This is a genomic window from Pseudomonas sp. A-RE-22 (assembly GCF_019956035.1).
Classification (GTDB): domain Bacteria; phylum Pseudomonadota; class Gammaproteobacteria; order Pseudomonadales; family Pseudomonadaceae; genus Aquipseudomonas; species Aquipseudomonas brassicacearum.
Genome location: NZ_JAHBCZ010000033.1, coordinates 301,059 through 321,504, shown reverse-complemented (window position 1 = coordinate 321,504; position 20,446 = coordinate 301,059). Strand labels below are relative to the sequence as shown.

At 61.9% G+C, this 20,446-nt stretch carries 13 protein-coding genes; 2 read left to right on the top strand and 11 right to left on the bottom strand.

Features of this window, described 5'->3' with window-relative positions; all coding sequences use genetic code 11:
- A partial coding sequence (locus tag KGA89_RS18095) for a TraX family protein (RefSeq protein ID WP_223472185.1) occupies window positions 1-541 on the bottom strand: 541 nt, incomplete at its 3' end.
- Window positions 542-736: 195 nt separating this feature from the next.
- Between KGA89_RS18095 and KGA89_RS18090 the strand changes: the two genes are divergently transcribed.
- Window positions 737-1,777, top strand: a complete 1,041-nt coding sequence (locus tag KGA89_RS18090; protein ID WP_003206313.1) for a threonine aldolase family protein — start codon at window positions 737-739, stop codon at window positions 1,775-1,777.
- Window positions 1,778-1,911: 134 nt separating this feature from the next.
- Here the strand turns inward: KGA89_RS18090 and gbcB are convergent, their stop codons facing one another.
- Window positions 1,912-3,012 carry a glycine-betaine demethylase subunit GbcB gene (gene gbcB, locus KGA89_RS18085; RefSeq protein ID WP_003206314.1) on the bottom strand — a complete coding sequence of 367 codons (1,101 nt, stop codon included), beginning with the start codon at window positions 3,010-3,012 and terminating at the stop codon, window positions 1,912-1,914.
- Between the two features lie 283 nt (window positions 3,013-3,295).
- Here gbcB and gbcA point away from each other — a divergent pair, with 283 nt between their 5' ends.
- Window positions 3,296-4,591, top strand: a complete 1,296-nt coding sequence (gene gbcA / locus KGA89_RS18080) for a glycine-betaine demethylase subunit GbcA (RefSeq protein WP_003206316.1) — start codon at window positions 3,296-3,298, stop codon at window positions 4,589-4,591.
- A gap of 128 nt (window positions 4,592-4,719) precedes the next feature.
- Here gbcA and KGA89_RS18075 read toward each other — a convergent pair whose 3' ends face one another.
- The 9 genes from KGA89_RS18075 to KGA89_RS18035 form a co-directional block, all read right to left on the bottom strand.
- Window positions 4,720-5,964, bottom strand: coding sequence for a metallophosphoesterase (locus KGA89_RS18075; RefSeq protein WP_003206318.1), 1,245 nt, complete (start codon window positions 5,962-5,964; stop codon window positions 4,720-4,722).
- 27 nt (window positions 5,965-5,991) lie between these two features.
- Window positions 5,992-7,860, bottom strand: a complete 1,869-nt coding sequence (locus KGA89_RS18070) for a hypothetical protein (RefSeq protein ID WP_223472184.1) — start codon at window positions 7,858-7,860, stop codon at window positions 5,992-5,994.
- Window positions 7,861-8,006: 146 nt separating this feature from the next.
- Window positions 8,007-11,459 (bottom strand): GMC oxidoreductase, encoded by a 3,453-nt coding sequence (locus tag KGA89_RS18065; protein ID WP_223472183.1) that lies wholly within the window; start codon window positions 11,457-11,459, stop codon window positions 8,007-8,009.
- Between the two features lie 1,121 nt (window positions 11,460-12,580).
- On the bottom strand, window positions 12,581-13,351 hold the full coding sequence (locus tag KGA89_RS18060) for an electron transfer flavoprotein subunit beta (RefSeq protein WP_003206321.1): 771 nt from the start codon (window positions 13,349-13,351) through the stop codon (window positions 12,581-12,583).
- A gap of 13 nt (window positions 13,352-13,364) precedes the next feature.
- A complete protein-coding gene (locus KGA89_RS18055; protein ID WP_223472182.1) occupies window positions 13,365-14,585 on the bottom strand; it encodes an electron transfer flavoprotein subunit alpha/FixB family protein in 1,221 nt (406 codons plus the stop codon).
- Window positions 14,585-16,534 carry a dimethylglycine demethylation protein DgcB gene (dgcB, locus tag KGA89_RS18050; protein WP_223472181.1) on the bottom strand — a complete coding sequence of 650 codons (1,950 nt, stop codon included), beginning with the start codon at window positions 16,532-16,534 and terminating at the stop codon, window positions 14,585-14,587. The genes KGA89_RS18055 and dgcB overlap by 1 nt, the downstream gene beginning before the upstream one ends.
- 170 nt (window positions 16,535-16,704) lie before the next feature.
- On the bottom strand, window positions 16,705-18,765 hold the full coding sequence (dgcA, locus tag KGA89_RS18045; RefSeq protein WP_003206325.1) for a dimethylglycine demethylation protein DgcA: 2,061 nt from the start codon (window positions 18,763-18,765) through the stop codon (window positions 16,705-16,707).
- A 15-nt stretch (window positions 18,766-18,780) separates the two neighbouring features.
- Window positions 18,781-19,311 (bottom strand): 4-vinyl reductase, encoded by a 531-nt coding sequence (locus KGA89_RS18040; RefSeq protein WP_003177589.1) that lies wholly within the window; start codon window positions 19,309-19,311, stop codon window positions 18,781-18,783.
- Window positions 19,312-19,391: 80 nt separating this feature from the next.
- Window positions 19,392-20,369 (bottom strand): dipeptidase, encoded by a 978-nt coding sequence (locus KGA89_RS18035; RefSeq protein WP_003206328.1) that lies wholly within the window; start codon window positions 20,367-20,369, stop codon window positions 19,392-19,394.
- Between the last annotated feature and the right edge of the window lie 77 nt (window positions 20,370-20,446).

Below are 20,446 nucleotides of genomic sequence, written 5' to 3'. Positions count from 1 at the left end.
CCCCATCCCCCAGCCATGCCGCGCCATACAACACCCGCCATTGATTGGCCGCCACGCAAACCAACCCCGGCAACAACGCGAAATACCAGGGCCGGCGAAACACCAGCAGCATCGCCAGCGGCAGCAACACACCGAAGAACCCGAACATCAGTTGCGATGAAAACAGTGCCGCCAACAACAACGCCACTGCGGCCAGGCCGCGCGCCTCCAGCGTCGGCACCCGCCAACTGCGCGCCACCAGCAAGCCCAGGACCAGGGTTGGCATCACATTCAGGGTGACGGGATCAGGGATGAACAAGCGGTAGGGGATTTCGCTGACGGCGCTGAATAGCAACAGCCAGCCCAGGTAGCGCCACGGGACGGTGCTGGCATTGTTGCGTGCCAGGTTTGCCGCCATCGCCAGGCAAAACCAGGGAAACGCCAACCGCCCCGGCACATAGAGCCAATCGACGGAGAAACCGACATATCGCAGATGATCGAGCACCATCGCCAACAGAGCCAGCCACTTGAGCAGGTCCAGCGCTCCGTCGCGCCGGCTCATGTATAAAGCCACGCGACGAGATTGATACTTTCCGACAGAAACATCCGGTGTGTTCCCCCGCTAATCTTGGGTAAAGTGCGCACCAACATAGATCACGGCGTTGTGGACCCAAACACGCCGCACCATGGAACGCCCCACCCGGGCATTCCGCCAGGGATCTCTTTATCCAGGACTCTCTATTCAAGGAGCAAGGCCATGACCGACAAGAGTCAACAGTTTGCCAGCGACAACTATTCCGGCATTTGCCCCGAAGCCTGGGCGGCCATGGAAGAAGCCAACCAGGGTCACCAACGCGCCTACGGCGACGACGAGTGGACCCACCGCGCGGCGGACGATTTCCGGGCCTTGTTCGAAACCGACTGCGAAGTGTTCTTCGCGTTCAACGGCACGGCGGCCAACTCCTTGGCGTTGTCCTCACTGTGCCAGAGTTACCACAGCGTGATCTGCTCGGAAACCGCCCACGTCGAAACCGACGAATGCGGCGCGCCGGAGTTCTTCTCCAACGGCTCCAAGCTGCTGGTGGCGCGCACCGAAAACGGCAAGCTGACCCCCGAGTCGATCCGTGAGATCGCCCTCAAGCGCCAGGACATCCACTACCCCAAGCCCCGGGTCGTGACCCTGACCCAGGCCACGGAAGTCGGCAGTGTCTACACCCCGGAAGAAATCCGCGCCATCAGCGTCACCTGCAAGGAACTGGGGCTGAACCTGCACATGGACGGCGCGCGTTTTTCCAACGCCTGCGCCTTCCTCGGCTGCTCCCCGGCCGACCTGACCTGGAAGGCCGGCGTGGACGTGCTGTGCTTCGGCGGCACGAAAAACGGCATGGCGGTAGGTGAGGCGATCCTGTTCTTCAACCATGACCTGGCCGAAGACTTCGACTATCGCTGCAAACAGGCCGGGCAACTGGCCTCGAAGATGCGCTTCCTCTCCGCGCCCTGGGTCGGTTTGCTGCAAAACCAGGCCTGGCTCAAGCACGCCCGCCACGCCAACCACTGCGCCCAATTGCTGGCAGAGCTGGTCAGCGACATTCCCGGCGTGGAACTGATGTTCCCGGTTCAGGCCAACGGCGTGTTCCTGCAACTCTCGGAACCGGCCATCGCCGCGCTGACCGCCAAGGGCTGGCGTTTCTACACGTTCATTGGCAAAGGCGGCGCACGCTTCATGTGCTCGTGGGATACCGAAGAAGCACGGGTGCGGGAATTGGCGGCGGATATTCGGGAAGTGATGGCAGGCTAGGAAAGCCGCCCCGGCCTGTCATGCCCGCCGTGGTGAAAGAGGCTTACTGTGGGAGCAAAGCTTGCTCCCACAGGGCTTTGCTCCCACAGACCTTAATCCCACGGGAGGTGCTCACCGCTACTTGGATGGGCAGATCAGAACTCGATCCGCACATCCCCCTTCGGCACGCTGCAGCACGACAGGATGTAGCCCTCGGCCTCGTCGTCCTCGGTGATCCCGCCGTTGTGGTCCATTTCCACTTCCCCGCCCAGCTTCAGCACCTTGCAGGTGCCGCAGATGCCCATGCCGCAGGCCTTGGGGATCATCATGCCGAGCTTGGCGGCGGCGGCGTGTACGGTTTCTCCCGGTCCCACGCGGATGCTCTTGCCCGAGGAGGTGAACTCCACCAGGTGCAAGTCCGCAGCGTCGACTTCAGGGGCGTCGGCGGCCTGTTCGGCCTGCTCCACTGCGTCGGCGCGGGCTTCCGGTGGCGTGGCGCCGAAGGATTCCTCGTGATAACGCTTCATGTCGTAGCCGGCCGCTTCCAGCAGGCGCTTGACTGCGGTCATGTACGGGGTCGGGCCACAACAGAACACCTCGCGATCGAGGAAGTCGGGCACCATCAATTCCAGCATCTTGTGGTTCAGATAACCGCGATAGCCGGCCCAGGGCTCGCCCAGGCCATGTTTTTCGCAGATCAGGTGCAAGCTGAAGTTGTCGATCCGCGACGCCATGTGTTCCAGCTCGCGGTGGTAGATGATGTCCTTGGGCGAGCGGGCACTGTGGATAAAGGTCATGTCGACATTGGCGTTGGTGTCGTAGAACCAGCGCGCCATGGACATGCATGGCGTGATCCCCACGCCACCGCTCAGGTACAGGACTTTCGGGCTCGGGAAATCGATGGCGTTGAACAACCCCACCGGCCCGTGCACCGCCAGCTCCTGGCCTTCATGCAGAGTGTCGTGCAACCAGTTGGAAACCTTGCCCCCCGGTACGCGCTTGATGGTCACCGAGAAACTGTAGGGCACCGACGGCGAGCTGGAGATGGTGTAGGAGCGCATGACCGGCTGGCCTTCGATTTCCAGCTCCAGGGTGACGAATTGCCCAGGCTTGAAAAAGAACAGGATCGGCTGGTCAGCCATGAAGCAGAAGGTGCGCACATCCCAGGTTTCCTGGATGACTTTGACGCAACGTACGATATGTCGGCCATTGGCCCAGGTCTGGGTCGTGACCGGGTTCAGGAAGTTATTGGACATGCTGATCTCCACGGCCGACTGTCGGCCTTCATGAGGGCGATTGTGCGCAGGCGCCTGGGTGACCATTTACCTATCTGCGACATTCACATACTTATCGCGACCAGCCCCCAACTACCGGGGCTTGCGCGTCGGGAACAGATTGGGCCATGTCGCCCATGGATAAGGTTCGGCCCCTGCGCGGCCCCACACTCGCCCCAACAGATAAACAAAGTTTTCTGCCTTGCGTAGCACAACCGATTAGTCATTTTTCGCCGGCCACATAGAGGGCCATGAGGATAAAACGATGGACGTCACCACTACCCTTAGCCTGGGCGATCCGCTGGAACCCGCACGCAAGGCCACCGCGCAAATGCTGCAAGAGCGTGAGCGCACCTTTTCGCTGCCGCAGCCGTTCTACTCCGATGAGCGCCTGTTTGATATCGATATGCAGGAAATCTTCCAGAAAGAATGGTTGATCGCCGGCATGACCTGCGAAATCCCGGCCAAGGGCAACTACCTGACCCTGCAAGTCGGCAAGAACCCGATCATCGTGATTCGCGGTGCCGAGGGCGTGGTGCATGCGTTCCATAACGTCTGCCGCCACCGCGGTTCGCGGCTGTGCACCAGCGACAAGGGCAAGGTCGCCAAACTGGTCTGCCACTACCACCAGTGGACATACGAGCTGGACGGTCGCCTGCTGTTCGCCGGCACCGAGATGGGCGCCGACTTCGACATGAAGCAGTACGGCCTCAAGCCTGTGAACGTGAAGACCGCTGGTGGCTACATCTTCATCAGCCTGGCCGAGAACCCGCCGGCCATCGATGACTTCCTGTCGACGCTGAACCATTACATGGAACCGTACGACATGGAGAACACCAAGGTGGCGGTGCAAACCACCTTGATGGAAAAAGCCAACTGGAAACTGGTGCTGGAAAACAACCGTGAGTGCTACCACTGCGGCGGCGCGCACCCGGAACTGCTCAAGACCCTGCTGGAATGGGACGACGTCACCGACCCACGCGCCGACCAGGCGTTCAAGGACCACGTGGCTGCCTCCGCCGCTGCCTGGGACGCCGAGAAGATCCCTTACGCCCACGCCAGCTTCGGCCTGCGCAACCGCATCGTGCGCATGCCGCTGCTCAAGGGCACCGTGTCGATGACCATGGACGGCAAGCAAGGCTGCGCCAAGCTGATGGGCCGCATCAAGAACCCGGACCTGGGCTCGATGCGCATCCTGCACCTGCCGCATTCGTGGAACCACTGCATGGGCGACCACATCATCGTGTTCACCGTGTGGCCGATCAGCGCGCAGGAAACCATGGTCACCACCAAGTGGCTGGTGCACAAGGACGCGGTCGAAGGCGTGGACTACGACGTCGCGCGCATGCGCCAGGTCTGGGACGCCACCAACGACCAGGACCGTCGCCTGGCCGAAGAAAACCAGCGCGGCATCAACTCCACCGCCTACCAGCCAGGCCCGTACTCCAAGACTTACGAGTTCGGCGTGGTGAACTTCGTGGATTGGTACAGCGAGCGCATGCTCAACAACCTGGGGGCCGAACCGGCGCCGTACCTCAAGGGCGTTCCGGTCCAGGGCTAAAATCCAAAGCTTCGGTTGATGATCGTCCCCACGCTCTGCGTGGGGATGCAGCCCGGGACGCTCTGCGTCCCAAAAGCGAACGCGGAGCGTCCGTAGAGGCATTCCCACGCAGAGCGTGGGAACGATCTTCAGTGGGAAGACCACCGCACACTGCCATCCTCCCCATAAAACGTCTCGACAATCTCCTCCCCCTTCAGCCGCACCTTCACATACCCGTTCAACACCCGCTGCGGATACGCCTCGTCTCCCGCCAACTGCGTTTCCGACCACAGCACCCGGGCATGCCCATTCAACTCGCTGGTAGTACCGTAGGGAATCGCTCCGTGCCCGGCGCAGCGCGCATGCAGCCCGCCTTGCGGCGCGTAGCAGATACCGTTGTGCAGATGCCCCCAATACCAATAATCCGGCTCGCGCCCCAAGGCATCGCACACCGGTTGGTAAAGCGCCGTCTTGTTGTGCCCGGAAATATCAAAACCCTGGTGATGACTGAGTACCATGAGTTTCTTGCGCTTGGGCAGGGTCTTCATCCACTCGATCTGCTGGGTGTTGAGGGTGCCGTCCATGTACAGGTTCATGGCGTCCGAGGCGTAAGCACTGTCGAGGCCGACCACCAGCCAGTCGTCGTTATACAAGGCAAAGTAACTGGTGCCTTGCTGCACCGGGAAACGCTTGGACAGTTCCTTGAAATAGCCGTGGGCACCGCTGTACATCTCATGGTTGGAATTGAGAGTAAACGCGCCATGCTTGCCCTGGGGCCAGCCGACCATGTCGACGTCTTCCTGGGAATGGGTGCCGGCGTAATACACGTCGCCCAGATGGATGGTGAAATCGGCCAGGGCCAGTTGCATCTGGTTGGCCACCGCCACCGCCGGGGCATGACTGTCGAACGGCCCGGTGCCCCAGTCGCCAGCGATGGCCAGCACCACGTCGCTGTCCATTTTCACCAGCGCCGGGTTGGTGGCGAACGGCGCGTGGTGGCGCAGGTTCTCGATCCACTTGAGCAGCGCCTCGCTCCACAACAGGTCCAGCAGCTCCCATTTGCGGCAGCCGAGCAAGGTGCCGTCCTTGAGTACCCGGGTCGGCAACTCGTCCTCGCTTTGCGGCAGGGGCGTGGCGTTGCCGATCTTGAGGATCGACAAGCCGTGGGACAACTCCCACGGCACGGCCGGTTCGTCGTCCGGCAGGTCGCCATGCTCGATGACATGCTGGGCCTGGTCGTGGCCTCGCTGCAGCAGCTTGACGATGGCCTGGAACTCCTCGGGCTCCAGGTCGTTGACGAGTTTCTTCCAGGACATTTCCAACCGCGTGACCAACCCGTGCAGGCGGACCTTGACCTTGTCGAACTCATGTTCCCAATGGTGCAGTAATGACATGTGAACGCTCCTTCGCAATGCCCTGGGCTACAGGGTCTTCATGAATTCGATCAGGGCCCGTTTGTCGACGTCCGACAGCTGCGTGCCATACAGGTGGCCGCCGTTGTGGTTGCCTTCCAGACGGGTGTCGTATTTGAAATCCGCCGACGCCTTCATCTGCGCGCCACTGGTGATGAAGCCGACTTTCTGCGGGTCGTAGATGTCGGAGCCGGTGTAGAACACCTGCGGACGCTGCTCCGGCGCTTGCAGCAAATCCCACAGGGTCGGCACCGAACCGTTGTGCAGGTACGGCGCGCGCAGCCAGATGCCGTCGGTGGGCGTGTTGCTGTAGCTCTGGGTCTTGCGGTAGGCGTTGAAGTCGAATGGCGGTTTCTTGAAGCCGTGGAACGCCGTCACCAGGCCGGTGGTGAAGGAATTCAGGCGATGGGGATCGGTGCCCAACTGGTCGATGTTGGTGGTGACCTGGCCGGTGTCGCTGCGGCCAAAATCATGGCAGCCGGCGCAGTTTTTCTCCCAGATCGGTTTGCCCTGGGCGACTTTCGCCTGGTCCAGGGCGAACGGCCAGGCCGGTGCCTTGTGGCCCAACAGCCAGTTGGTCACGCGATTGAAACTCGGCGGCAACACCGATTGCGGCGTCGCCCCCACGGCCATCGCCGCTGCGTAGTTGCGTTCGTGGATCTTGTTGTTATTGCCATCCCAATGCAGGTACATGGACTCGCGCGGTTTCTGGTTCCAGACCTGCGGCAGATCCACGGTGCCGATGGTGGAGTCATCCGGGAAGCCGAACACCACCATTTTGGTCGGATTGAAGGTGTCGGTCCGCCCTGGCCCCTGGGCCGGACGCAGCTTCTGCCAGGCGTAGGCCTGCTTCTGCTTGAGCAGCGCACTCTTGGCCATCGGGATGATCAGGTAACGGTTGTACAGCTTCTCGAAAAAACCCAGTTGGAACTTGCTGTTGATCGCCGCCATGACCGCATCGGGGGTGAATTTCGGGTCGCTGGCGCAATCGTAGGCAAACCACTGGAAGGCTTGCAGTTGCAGGGTATTGGCCGGTGCGGTGGCGACCGGAACCGCTACGTCACTGGCGTTGGCCCGGTAGGAACCGGTGTGGCACAGGGCGCAGTTCGGTTCCACCGTGGGGTAGCCGAGCTGCCGCTTGGCCATGCCAATGGGCAGACCGTTGCCGTTTTCGTAGAGAAAACCGAACACCTCGTAGCCGCCCGGCTTGGGCAGTTTTTCCGGGCACATCTGTGGCAGCACGGCGAACAGGTAGTACGGAATCCGCGCCTCGATGCCGAGGCCAATGGCGGCGTATTTGTAATGGTCTTCATCTGAGGCGAAGTCCGGTTGCGGCACTTCCCGGATCATCTGGTACCAGGTCTGGTAGCCGATGAAGCCCAGCACCAGCAGCACCACCAGCGTGCCGACCTTGAAAGCGTGGCTCTGCCAGCGCAGCGCCCAGCCGGCACGCCATTCCCGCCAGCCGGCGCAGAGCAAGGCCAGCGGGCGATTGGCCGCTGGGCAGCCGAGGTACAGCAGCACGCCCAGGATCAGGAACATGCTCAGGTCGCCCATCAACATCGGCACGAACACCTGGCCCTGGTTGTTGGTGTTGATCAGGTAGATCCAGAACACCACAGCCACCAGCCGCGACAGCACGCACAACCACGAATGCACGACGAAACGCGGCGCGTTGAACCCCGAGGGCATGTAGAACAGGCTGATTCCCACCAGCAACATGCCGGCGTTTTCCAGCCAGGGATCGGATAACACGGGCGGCAGGCCGAGCATGGACGTCAGCAACGCCGGCGCAAACAGCGCCAGAATCGCGAAGAACATGTTCATGACGATCCCGACCCAGATGATGCGTTGGAACCAGCGGATGTAAGTGTTCATGGCATCCTTTTCCTTATTCCTGACTCACGAGATGCGGCGCTCTGGTGATCGCCATCGCGAGCAAGCTCGCTCCCACACTGGATCAGCGGTACATAGCCCCCTTGTGGGAGCGAGCTTGCTCGCGATGCAGTCGACTCGGTCTTGAGTCAACCGAGCGCCGTCTTCTCCAGGTGCTCGAGGATGATCGGATACACATCCACCACCGCATCCTTGCCGAACATGCAGTCGATGTGGCCGTAACCCGGTATCTCGTGACGGCTGAACAACTGCGGGCCGTGCATCTCGCACAGTCGCTCGTAGGTCTTGAGGGTGCTTTGCGGCAAGTAGCACTGGTTGTCGGCACCGCTGATGAAGCAGATCGGCAATTTCAACCGATCGAAATGCGGCATGTAGACGTCGTTGCCCTTGAAGTCCACCAGGTGCCCCTTGCGCACGATCAGCGCCAAGTGCTCGAAGGTCTGGATGTTCGACTCGCCGAACAATTCATGCAGGTTGTCGTGCAGGGTTTCGTTGAGGGTGTCGTGGCGGTACAGCGAGGCATACATGAACGTGATGCGATGGCAGACCGGGTTGGTGCAGTAGCCCTGGGCCTCGATCCGGGCATAGCCGTTGAGGGCCTTGTCGTAGAGTTTGTTGAACCAGCTTTCCTTGGTGTCGGCGTAGGCCGTGAGGGACTTGATGCCGATGGCATCGAGCATCCCCGGCAAATGCAAACCGGCCTTCAGCCCAGTAGCAGTGGCGACCACCGTGTCGGCGGCGATCTGCGAGCAGACCACCGAACGCACGCCCTGCAAACCCGCCAGCATCGACATGAAGAACGTCGTCGCACCGTAGCAATGCACTACGCACTGCACGTCACTGGCCAGGGTCGCCTGCTGGATCTGCTCGATGGCGGCCTTGAAATCGTACTGGGCCACCTGGTCGCCGTTCCATTCATTTTTGCTGGCCGGCAGCAGGATGCTCACCCGCAAATCCAACAGCCAGACGTCGTATTCGTGCTTGCAGAGGTATTCCAGCAAGTTGGTGTGGATGGTGTCGGTGGAGAAAATATTAGAGCCCACGCCCAGGCCATGGACCAACATCACCGGGCCTTTGGTGCCGGCCTGGTAACGGGTCAGGCGCAGCTCGACGTTGTCTTCGGTCTGGAAGAAATGCACCACCGGTGGCGGCGCATCCAACGGCCGTTTCAACCGGGGCGGCGCGTCCGGGTTGAAGTAGACGTCGCCGGCGAAGACACCGCCATAGCTCTCCCACAAGATGCCGGCAAAGAACTTGCCGAACCGCGCCAGCGCCTCCACGCGTTCACGTTCATTGCGGGCATTGAGCACTTTCATGGTGGTCATTTGCTTGGCGAAGTCGGCCGGCAGAATGTGCATCACCCCCGAACCGATCACCGCGCCGGTCTTGTCTGACCCTCGATAGAGCGTGACGTACAAGGTACTGGTGTCGTGCCAGATGTTCAGCACACCGTTGTCCTCGGGCACGGTCTTGAAGGCGCTGAAGTAATAGTCGCTGCCGTCTTCGGCGGTCAGCTTCATGTCGTAGTTCATGTGCCGCACGCCAACCTGCCCCTGATACTGCTCGAACAGGTTGAATACCCCATTGCTGGCGACCAGCGGCTGCGACGAGAGCGACGGTGCGTCGAGGGTCCCCACCAGGGTTGCCGCATGCTCCGGCTCCTTGATCAGGCGGTTGAGGTCGGCGGCGGTGATGGTCAGGGTGAATTCGATGGACGAGTTGTCGGCCTTGCCACGCTTGGCCGCCGCTTCATACAGGCTGAGATCGGTGCCCTGGGGCTGGATGAAGGCTGTGGAAAAGTAGCCCTTCATGGTTTCGGTGAACTGCACGCCGAGGGTCGGCGCCGCCACCGCTTTACGCGGGACCGAAGGCAGCGTGTAGTCGATGATCCACCCCCGATCAGCCGCCAGCAGGCCCATGTTGCGCTCACTCACCGCCGAGATGGTCAGCAGCGGGTTGACCGCCAACGACGTCGGGATCACCGAACCGTCGGTCACGTACAGGCCCGGGTAGACATCGGTGCCGCTGGCGCCACTGAACACCTGGCCCTTGTGGTTGACCACGCCTTGGGTCGCATCCTCGCCCATCACGCAACCGCCGAGGGGATGGACCGAGACGATGCTGTGCTTGAGCAGCTTGGTCCAGATCGGGTTCTCGACCCAGATCCCGCCCAGGGCCTTGGTGCTCTGGTGCAGCCGCTCGTTGCCGAGGGTGACGTTCTCCTGTTCGCCGACGCCGGGCCAGTCGATGCGCAACTGATCCTTGCTGTCGAGCAGCATGCGCCCCTTGCCGTTGTCATGGCTCATGATCAAGTAGGTCTGCATGTTATGCAGCGCGCCGTAGTAGGGACCGCGCAAAAAGCTCTCGGCTTCGCGCCCCTTGTACTTGAGGCTGGCGCCGAAGCCAGTGTCGGTGGGCACACCGATCATTTCGGCAAACGCCGCCATGCTCGGCACCATGGCCCGACCGAGGGCGCCGGGAATCGAACCTTCCTCGATGACCATGCGGCTGCGCCAGTCGCCCTCGGTGCGCATATCGATGATCGAGGTGATGCATGGCCCCACCGGTTCCAGTTCCTTGGCCGAATGGGCACCGAAGCCGATGCCATTGATGACCTGGTCGCAGTTGTGGCCGAAGCCGAGGATGTCGCCGTTGCCGCTCATGTTCTCGCCCAATTGGCTGGACATCGACAGGCCCTTGTCCCGCGAGCGCAACATGATTTCGGTGGAGCCCAGGGTGCCGGCGGACACCACCACGATGTCGGCGCGCACGAACAGGGTCGGCGCCGAGAACATCTCGCGACCGCTGTCCAGGTATTGGAAGTGCACGATCCAGCCATCGCCGTCGCGCTCCAGGTGCCGCACCTCGGCCTGGCAGAAAATTTCCGCACCGTGGTTCCAGGCATCCGGCAGGTAATTCATCAGCGTGGTGTTCTTGGCCTTGTTGTTACAGCCCGAGACGCAATCGCCACAGCCGTTGCACGGCAGTTGTTCGACGCCGACGTGGTTGAGGTTGTTAGGCAACTTGTCGAAGGTCACGTTGATCGGTGGCGTGTAGAAATGCGCGCCTTGCTTGAGGTAATCGGCCGACTTCTTGTGGGCATCAAGTTTGGGCAGGTTTGGCTCCGACGCCGGATAGGCGTTGGGTTTGAGCATCTCCCGGGCCCGGGCGTAGCCGTCCTTGAGCAGCGTGTCCTGGTGCTCACGGACCGCCTGGGGCCAGCGCGGGTCCTCGAACACGCCAGGCTCCGGCTCCAGCGAAACGTTGGCATTGATCAGCGACGTGCCGCCCAGGCCACAACCGACCACCACATTCTGCTGGGCGTTGACGTGCAGGTCGAACAGCCCGGTGCGCGAACCGATGTGGCCGTCCGGGTCGTGGACTTGCAGTTCCTCGGTGGCCGCGAGCAGGGTATTGGGGTATTCGCCGGGCTGGATTTCCCGGCCACGCTCCAGCAGGCACACCTTGCGTCCGGCCCGGGACAGACGCGAGGCAGCAATGCCACCCCCGTAGCCGGAACCGATGACGATCACGTCGTAGTGCTCCTGGATATCACTGATGGGGGTCGAGATCCGTGTCATGTTCAAGTCCTCTCAGGCAGAAGGGGCAACTCTGCGGTTGCCTGCAAATCGACAGGCGCACGAACGCCTGGCCACCGTCCCTTGCAGGGTCCGGCGGCAGTCAGCGGTGCTACAGGGAAAAAACCAGGCGCTATAGACGCGCACGCTGATTGACGGCGCGGCGATGAATGCGTTTGTGCAACGAGGTGGGAGGTGTCGGGACGCAGGTCACCGATGATTGCGGGTGTGAGCGGGGGTCCTTGCTATCCATCATGTGTTCTCCCTGAACCTGATGTGGATAAAGTGGCGATGTCCTTGTGCCATGGAGTGAAGACAGCCCACAGACCCTCGTCAAGGCTGCGACTTAGAACTGTATGAAATTTGATCTATCGCGATTTGCGCTATGCCCGCCGTGGCTTGCAGCGTTTGGCGAACAAGTTATCCACATGACCACCCACAGCAAATGGGGACAAGTACGTGTATGTCCGGCATTTTTCCACCGGCAAAGTGAATAAAAACCGTGACTTATGAACAATGACGGTTTTACCGACCTATCGGTTGTTTTTTGATCAAAGACCTGTAAGCCATGCCTGGCAAGGCGTGTGGCGGTAAGCGAACACCTTATCCACAGAAGCGCCAACAGTGTTTGGGGGTAATTCTGACGATTCTGTGGAAAACCCTTCGGACGACTTGTAAATCGAGGTTTTCCGGAGGTTTTCCTGATAAAAATGGCTGATTGATCATTTTATGATCAACTTACTGAAGACCCCGGTTCGTATGGCTTGCAGCGTAGAGCGAACATCTTATCCACAGAAGCGCCAACAGAGATTGGGGGCAAGTTTCGGCTGGAGCGAATAACTACTCACAGGCAAAAGCCAATAAAAACCGTGGGTTAGGCTGACTATTTTTTGAGCGCAGGCCTGGAGGGCCTGTTTTGCATAGGGTGCAGCGAGGGGCGAACAGGTTATCCACAGAAGCGCGCACAGGGATTGTGGGTAACCCACCATGCCTATTTTTTGTGGGAGCTAGCCCTGTGGGAGCAAAGCTTGCTCGCGATGAAAACGCCTCGATCTCTTAAGTGCCGAGGCGCCTGGATCGCGAGCAAGCTTTGCTCCCACAAGGGGGGCAGGGGGTACTTGAGGTCAGCGAACCACCCCTTCCTCCACCAACAGCTTGAGAATCGCCTCGGCCCCCGCCTCCGCGCTCACGCCCTTGAGCACTTGCCCGCCTCCGCCGCTGGCCTTGGCCGTGGCGGCTTTCATGCGGTCGGCGCCGCTCTTGGCCTTGATCACTTTCAAGCGTTTGGGGCGTGGCTTGGCCGGTTGCAGGGTTGCCACCGCCAGCAAGGTGTCGTCGATTACCTCGACTTCCTCGCCATGCAACGCCCCGCGCCGGGCCGGGCCGTAGGCGCTTTGCCGAGGTTTTGGCGCAGCGTTATCCACAGTGGCCAGGAACGGCAGGCGCACTTTGAGACGGCGTCGTTGGCCTCGAGGCAAGGCTTGCAGTACCAGGGCCACGCCGCCGTCGATGGACTCGACCTGGGCCAGCCCCACCACCAACGGCCAACCAAGATTCTCGGCCAGCAGGAACGGCAACATGCCCGAACCTTCACCGGTTTCGGCCTGGCTGCCGGTGAGCACCACTTGGGCTCCAGCGTCACGCAGGTAATCGGTCAGGGCCGGCAGAGCGTCCGCGCCGACAGGGTTTTCCAGCACGTGCAATTCATCCAGGCCCATGCCCAGGTAGGCGCGCAGGGCCGGTTCGGCCACATCACCGGCGTGCAGCACTTGCAGGTCGCTGCCGGCCAGTTGCAGGCCCAGCTCCACGGCCCGGGCGTCCTGTTCGGCGCGCCGGGGTCGCCCGGAAGTGGGGTGGGCGCCGATGGACACGAGGCTGATCACTTGGGTACTCATCAACTTATCCTTCTTAAGCCGCATCGCGCTTGGCTTCGTTGCGGTAAGCCTCTACCGCCGCGATCAAGGCCTGGAGAATCGCCGCGCTGTCACCGATCACCGACAGGTCCGCCCGTTTGATCATGTCGCAACCCGGATCGAGGTTGATTGCCACCACCTTGTCGCAGGCGCCAATGCCCTGCAGGTGCTGGATCGCCCCGGAAATCCCCACGGCCACGTAGACCCGCGCCGTAACCCAGGTGCCGGACGCACCGACCTGGCGATCGCGAGCCATAAAGCCGTCGTCCACCGCCACCCGCGAAGCGCCTTCAGTGGCGCCCAGGGCCGCAGCGGTCTGGTGGAACAGCGCCCAGTCCTTGACCCCATTGCCGCCGGAGAAAATGAATTCGGCTTCGGCCATCGGGATCGCACCCGGGTCCACCGCCACCGCGCCGAGGTCTTCGATACGCGACAAGCTGCGAGCCACGCTTGTGGATAACTCCACCGGCAAGGCTTCGTGGCGGGTTTCGCTGACCGGCTCGGCACATTCGACCGCCGCCAGGATCAAGCGCGCCAACGGCCGGGCCAGGTCTTGCAGGCCGGCACCGGCGCGGCCGATGCACTCTTCGCCCTTGACCTGCCAGACCCGCGTGGCCGGGCGTTCGCCCAGGGCCGCAGCCAAACGCCGGCCCAGTTCTCCGCCACCGGTGCGGCTGTCAGGCAATAGCCAATGGCGCGGGCTGAATTGGTTATCCACAGCCCGCAGGCCTTGCACTCGTTGTTCCGGTGCATAACCGCTGAATTCTTCGCCATCGAGCACCAGCAAGCGGTCGACACCGGCCGTGGCGAAGGCGTTTTCCTTGTGTTCGCCGAAGACCACCGCCAGCACCGCGCCTTCGCTGCCGGCAAGCTGATGGGCCAGGCCCAGCAGATCGCGGTCGTGGCTGCTCAAGCGGCCACCGACCATGTCCGGCACCACACTAATGTAGAACGCAGGTTGCGGCACCTGATGCAGCGGCAGTTGCACTTCAGCGGCGGCAGTACGCTTGGTCGCGCCACCCTGCTGGGCGCCGCTGCGGTCGATGCGCTTGATGCCATTGGGGCCGATGAAACCGACGCCATGGACATTCTTGCGGATGATGCCGTTGGGCCCCATCCAGCTGTGCTGCACCGGTTGCATGGCCGCGTGCAGCGGGTGCAGGCGGTTGCGGGCGATCCACTCGGCGCGGGGGTCGCGGCGGATGATGTCACTCATTAATGCACCTCCGCGGGTTCACGTTTGGCCGGGGTTACCGGTTTGCTCGGGGCCGCGTCTTCCAGCAGCGCGTCGGCCACCAGTTCGGCGATGTCCTTGATCATTGGCCGCGGTTCGACCACGCCTTCCAGCATCGCGGTGCACTGTGGACAACCCACGGCCACCAGTTCGGCGCCGGTTTCGCGGATGTCGTCCATGCGCATGTCAGGGATCCGCTGCTTGCCCGGAATGTCGGTGATCGGCGCACCGCCGCCACCGCCGCAGCAACGCGAACGGAAACCGGAACGTTGCATCTCCTTGACCTCGATACCCAGCGCACGCAACACCTGGCGCGGCGCCTCGTATTCGCCGTTGTAGCGGCCCAGGTAGCACGGGTCGTGATAGGTCACGCTGTCGCCCTTGTGCTGGCCGAGGTTCAGCGCCCCGGCGTCGATGATTTCCGCCATGTAGGTGCTGTGGTGCTGCACCAGGTAGTTGCCATCGAAGGCGCCGTATTCGTTTTTCAGCACGTGGAAACTGTGGGGGTCGCAGGTGACGATGCGGTTGAAGCTGTATTTGGCCAGGGTCTGGATATTGCGCTTGGCCAACAGCTGGAACGTCGCCTCATCACCCAGGCGCCGGGCCACGTCGCCGCTGTCGCGCTCTTCGAGGCCGAGCACGGCGAAGTCGATTTTCGCCGCCTTGAGCACTTTGACGAAGGCGCGCAAGGTGCGCTGGTTGCGCATGTCGAAAGCACCGTCGCCGACCCAGAACAGCACGTCGGTGGATTTCTTCTCGCTGAGCAGATTGAGGTTCAAGTCCGCCGCCCAGTTCATCCGCCCGCCCGGGGCGAAGCCGCCAGGGTTGTCGGTGGCGATGAGGTTTTCCAGCACCTCGGCGCCCTTGTTCGGCGTCGCGCCTTTTTCCAGGGTCAGGTGGCGGCGCATGTCGACGATGGCGTCGACGTGCTCGATCATCATCGGGCATTCCTCGACGCACGCCCGGCAGGTGGTGCAGGACCACAGGGTCTCGGCGTCCACCAGGCCGTTGACGATCGGCTGATGTGGGTTGCCACTGTGCTCGCCCACCGGTTTACCTGGATAGGGGCTGCCGGCGAATTTCGCATCGGTGCCGCCGGCCAGGCCGACGACCATGTCCTGGATGAGCTTTTTCGGGTTCAGCGGCTGGCCGGCAGCGAACGCCGGGCAGGCAGCTTCACACTTGCCGCACTGCACGCAGGCATCGAAGCCCAGCAGTTGGTTCCAGGTGAAATCCTTGGGTTTCTCAACGCCCAGCGGTGCGCCAGGGTCGTTCAAGTCCAACGGCTTCAGACCGGTGGAACGACCGCCACCAAAGCGCTCGGCTCGGCGGTGCCAGGCCAGGTGCAGGGCACCGGCGAAGGCGTGTTTCATCGGCCCGCCCCAGGTCATGCCGAAAAACAATTCCGACACACCCCACAGCACGCCGACACCCAGGACCGCCGCCACCAGCCAACCGCCGAAGTTTTCCGGGAGAATGCCCGCCACCGGCAGGGTCACCAGGAAGAACGACGCCGAGAAGGCCAGCAGGCTTTTCGGCAGGCGCATCCAGGGGCCCTTGGACAAACGGGCCGGCGGATTGCGCCGACGCAGGTAGACGAAGATCGCACCGACGAACATCACGGCCGACATCAACAGCAACGCATAGCCGAGGAAGCGATTATGCAGGCCAAAACCGTGGACCAGGATCGCCAGCACCACCGACGCCACCGCACCACCAGCCGTGGCCACGTGGGTATTGGCAATGTATTTGTCCCGCGCCACCACATGGTGCAAATCCACCATATAGCGCTTGGGCATGGCGAAGAGACCACCGATCAGGTCGACCTTGGCCGGTCGTCCACGGCGCCACATGTTCACCCGCCGCAAGGCGCCAAGGACCGCGAGGCCCAGGGCAGCAAACAGCAGGATGGGAAGAAGGGTGTTCAACATGGTGAAGCTCCCAAAGACCTCAGGTCTTGCAGGCACAGAAACCTGGATGTCTTGCTCGATCCCTGTGGGAGCGAGCTTGCTCGCGAAGACGGACTCAGATCCAACATAAATGTCGACTGATCCACCGCTATCGCGAGCAAGCTCGCTCCCACAGGGTTATCCACAAGCCGTTAGAAATCCTTGCACAACCGCAGGGCGTCGTAGATGGCCGCGTGGGTATTACGCTGGGCCACGCAGTCGCCGATGCGGAACAGCAGGTAGCCTTCGCCACTCTGCTCCAGGCACGGCTGGGGCTTGATCGCGAACAGGGCTTCAACGTCGATCTGGCCCTTGTTGCGCGAACCTTCCTTGAGCGCGTAGTAGATTTCCTCGTCCGGCCGCACGCCGTTTTCCACCACCACCTGGTCCACCACGCGCTCTTCCTTGGCACCGGTGTATTCGTTCTCCAGCACCGCCACCAGCTTGTCGCCTTCGCGGTAGACCTTCTCCAGCATCATGTCCCCGGTCATGATCACTTCCTTGGGGTACATGCTGCGGTAGTAGGTGGGGAACGACGTCCCGCCAATCGCCACGCCCGGCTTGATGTCGTCGGTGACGATCTCGACCTGGCTGCCCTTGTCGGCGAGGAAGTCGGCCACCGACATGCCGGTGAACTCGCAAATGGTGTCGTAGACCAGTACGTTCTTGCCCGGTGCAACCTTGCCGTCGAGCACGTCCCAGCTGCTGACCACCAGCCCTTCGGCGGCGCCCCAGTGCTCGTTCTGCTCCAGGTACGGATGCCCGCCGACGGCCAGCACCACCACGTCCGGACGCAAGTCCATGATGGTTGCCGCATCAGCCGCCACGCCCAGACGCAGGTCGACTTTCAACCGCGCCAGCTCCAGTTGGAACCAGCGGGTAATACCGGCGATCTGGTCCCGTTGCGGGGCTTTCGAGGCGGTGGTGATCTGCCCGCCGATGAATTCTTTTTTCTCGAACAGGGTCACGTCGTGCCCACGTTCGGCGGCCACACGCGCCGCTTCCATCCCAGCCGGGCCGGCACCCACGACGACCACCTTGCGTTTCGGCCCGGTGGACTTCTCGATGATGTGCGGCACTCCCATGTATTCACGGGACGTCGCGGCGTTCTGGATGCACAGCACGTCCAGGCCCTGGTACTGGCGGTCGATGCAGTAGTTGGCGCCGACGCACTGCTTGATCTGGTCGATCTGGCCCATCTTGATCTTGGCGATCAGGTGCGGGTCGGCGATGTGGGCGCGGGTCATGCCGACCATGTCGACGTAACCGCCCTCCAGGATCCGCGTGGCCTGGTTCGGGTCCTTGATGTTCTGCGCGTGCAAAACCGGAACCTTGACCACTTCCTTGATACCGGCGGCCAGGTGCAGGAACGGCTCCGGTGGATAACTCATATTCGGGATGACGTTAGCCAGGGTGTTGTGAGTGTCGCAACCCGAGCCCACCACGCCGATGAAATCCAGCATGCCGGTGTCATCGTAATACTTGGCGATCTGCTTCATGTCCTCGTGGGACAAGCCGTCCGGGTGGAACTCGTCGCCGCACAGGCGCATGCCCACGCAGAAATCGTCACCGACCTCGGCGCGCACGGCTTTCAACACTTCCAGGCCGAACTTCATCCGGCCTTCGAAGGTGCCGCCCCATTCGTCGGTACGCTTGTTGACCCGCGGGCTCCAGAACTGGTCGATCATGTGCTGGTGTACGGCGGACAGCTCGACGCCGTCCAGGCCACCGGCCTTGGCGCGCCGTGCGGCCTGGGCGTAGTTGCCGATCACCCGCCAGATCTCTTCCGGCTCGATGGTCTTGCAGGTGGCGCGGTGCACCGGCTCACGCACACCGGACGGCGACATCAGGGTCGGCCAGTTGAAACCGTCCCAACGCGAGCGACGGCCCATGTGGGTAATCTGGATCATGATCTTTGCGCCATGCTTGTGCATGGCGTCGGCCAGGTTCTGGAAGTGCGGAATGATGCGGTCGGTGGACAGGTTCACCGAACTCCACCATTCCTGCGGGCTGTCGATGGCGACCACGGACGAGCCACCGCAGATCGCCAGGCCGATGCCGCCCTTGGCCTTCTCTTCGTAATACTTCACGTACCGGTCGGTGGTCATGCCGCCGTCGGTGGCGTAGACCTCGGCGTGCGCGGTGCTGAGCACGCGGTTGCGGATGGTCAGCTTGCCGATCTGGATCGGCTGGAACATTGCTTCAAAAGCCATGGTGCGATCCTCGACTTACAACGGCTTGACGATGAACAGGCCGTCGTCGTGGCCTTCTTCGGAACCGCCGTAGACCTGCTCGGCCACGGTGCGGATCTTGCTGCCGCGAGCGGCGAGGATCTGGTCCATGGCACCGGCGAACCAGCCAGTGAACATGTAGTCGACCTTGCGCCCGACCTTGCCGTACACATAGACGAATGCCGAGTGCTCGAGCTTGACGCTGGCGGTGCCTTTGTCCAGGTCGATGTCCTGGATCTTGAACAGGCCCCAGCCACGCTGCGACAGGCGCTTCATGTAGTGCTCGAACACCGCGACGCCTTCCAGGCCATGGCATTCGGCTTCTTTTTCACACCAGTGCCAGGCGGATTTGTAGCCGGCCTTGTAGAGAATCTCGGCGTAGGCGTCGGCGCCCAATACTTCTTCGATGCCCATGTGGTTGTTGACGAAAAAGTGCCGTGGCACGTACAGCATCGGCAGGGCGTCGGAGGTCCAGACACCGGTTTCGCTGTCGACTTCGATAGGCAGTTGCGGGGCGATCTTGGCCATGAAAACTTGACTCCGGAAATTCGTGGTATTGCCTGCGGCGCAGAGGGCCGCAGGTAGAGGGTTGGCGGTACGGCGGCGTTTTATTCGCCCCAGACGTCTTTCAAGACGCTGACCCAGTTTTCGCCCATGATCTTGCGCACTACCCGCTCAGGATGGCCGCGCTTGAGCAGCGTCTCGGTGAGGTTCGGGAACTCGCCCACGGTGCGGATGCCCAGAGGGTTGATGATCTTGCCGAAGCTGGTCAGACGACGGGCGTAGCCCTTGTCGTGGGTCAGCATTTCGAAGAAGTCCTGGCCGTGGCCCTGGGTGAAATCGGTGCCGATGCCGATGGCGTCTTCACCAACGATGTTCATGGTGTATTCGATGGCTTCGGCGTAGTCGTCGATGGTCGAATCGATGCCCTTGGCCAGGAACGGCGCGAACATGGTCACGCCGACGAAACCGCCGTGATCGGCAATGAACTTCAGCTCTTCATCGGACTTGTTGCGCGGGTGTTCTTTCAGGCCGGACGGCAGGCAGTGGGAGTAGCACACTGGCTTCTTCGATTCGAGGATGACCTCTTCGGAGGTCTTGGAACCGACGTGGGACAGGTCGCACATGATGCCGACCCGGTTCATCTCGGCGACGATTTCGCGACCGAAGCCCGACAGGCCGCCGTCGCGTTCATAGCAACCGGTGCCGACCAGGTTCTGGGTGTTGTAGCACATCTGCACCACACCTACGCCCAGCTGCTTGAAGATCTCGACGTAGCCGAGTTGGTCTTCGAAGGCATGGGCGTTCTGGAAACCGAAGATGATGCCGGTCTTGCCCTGTTCCTTGGCGCGACGGATGTCGGCGGTGGTTTTCACCGGAATCACCAGGTCGCTGTTCTCGCGGATCAGTTTCTGGCTCGCGGCGATGTTGTTGATGGTGGCCTGGAAACCTTCCCACACTGACACGGTGCAGTTGGCTGCGGTCAGGCCGCCCTTGCGCATGTCTTCGAACAGGTCGCGGTTCCACTTGGCAATGATCAGCCCGTCGATAACGATGCTGTCGGCGTGCAATTCGGCTGGGCTCATCAGGCAGTCCCCTTTTGTCAGCGATTCATGCGCCGAATCGTGTGCCGGCGCTTTGGGGCCAGCATATGCCTGAGGGC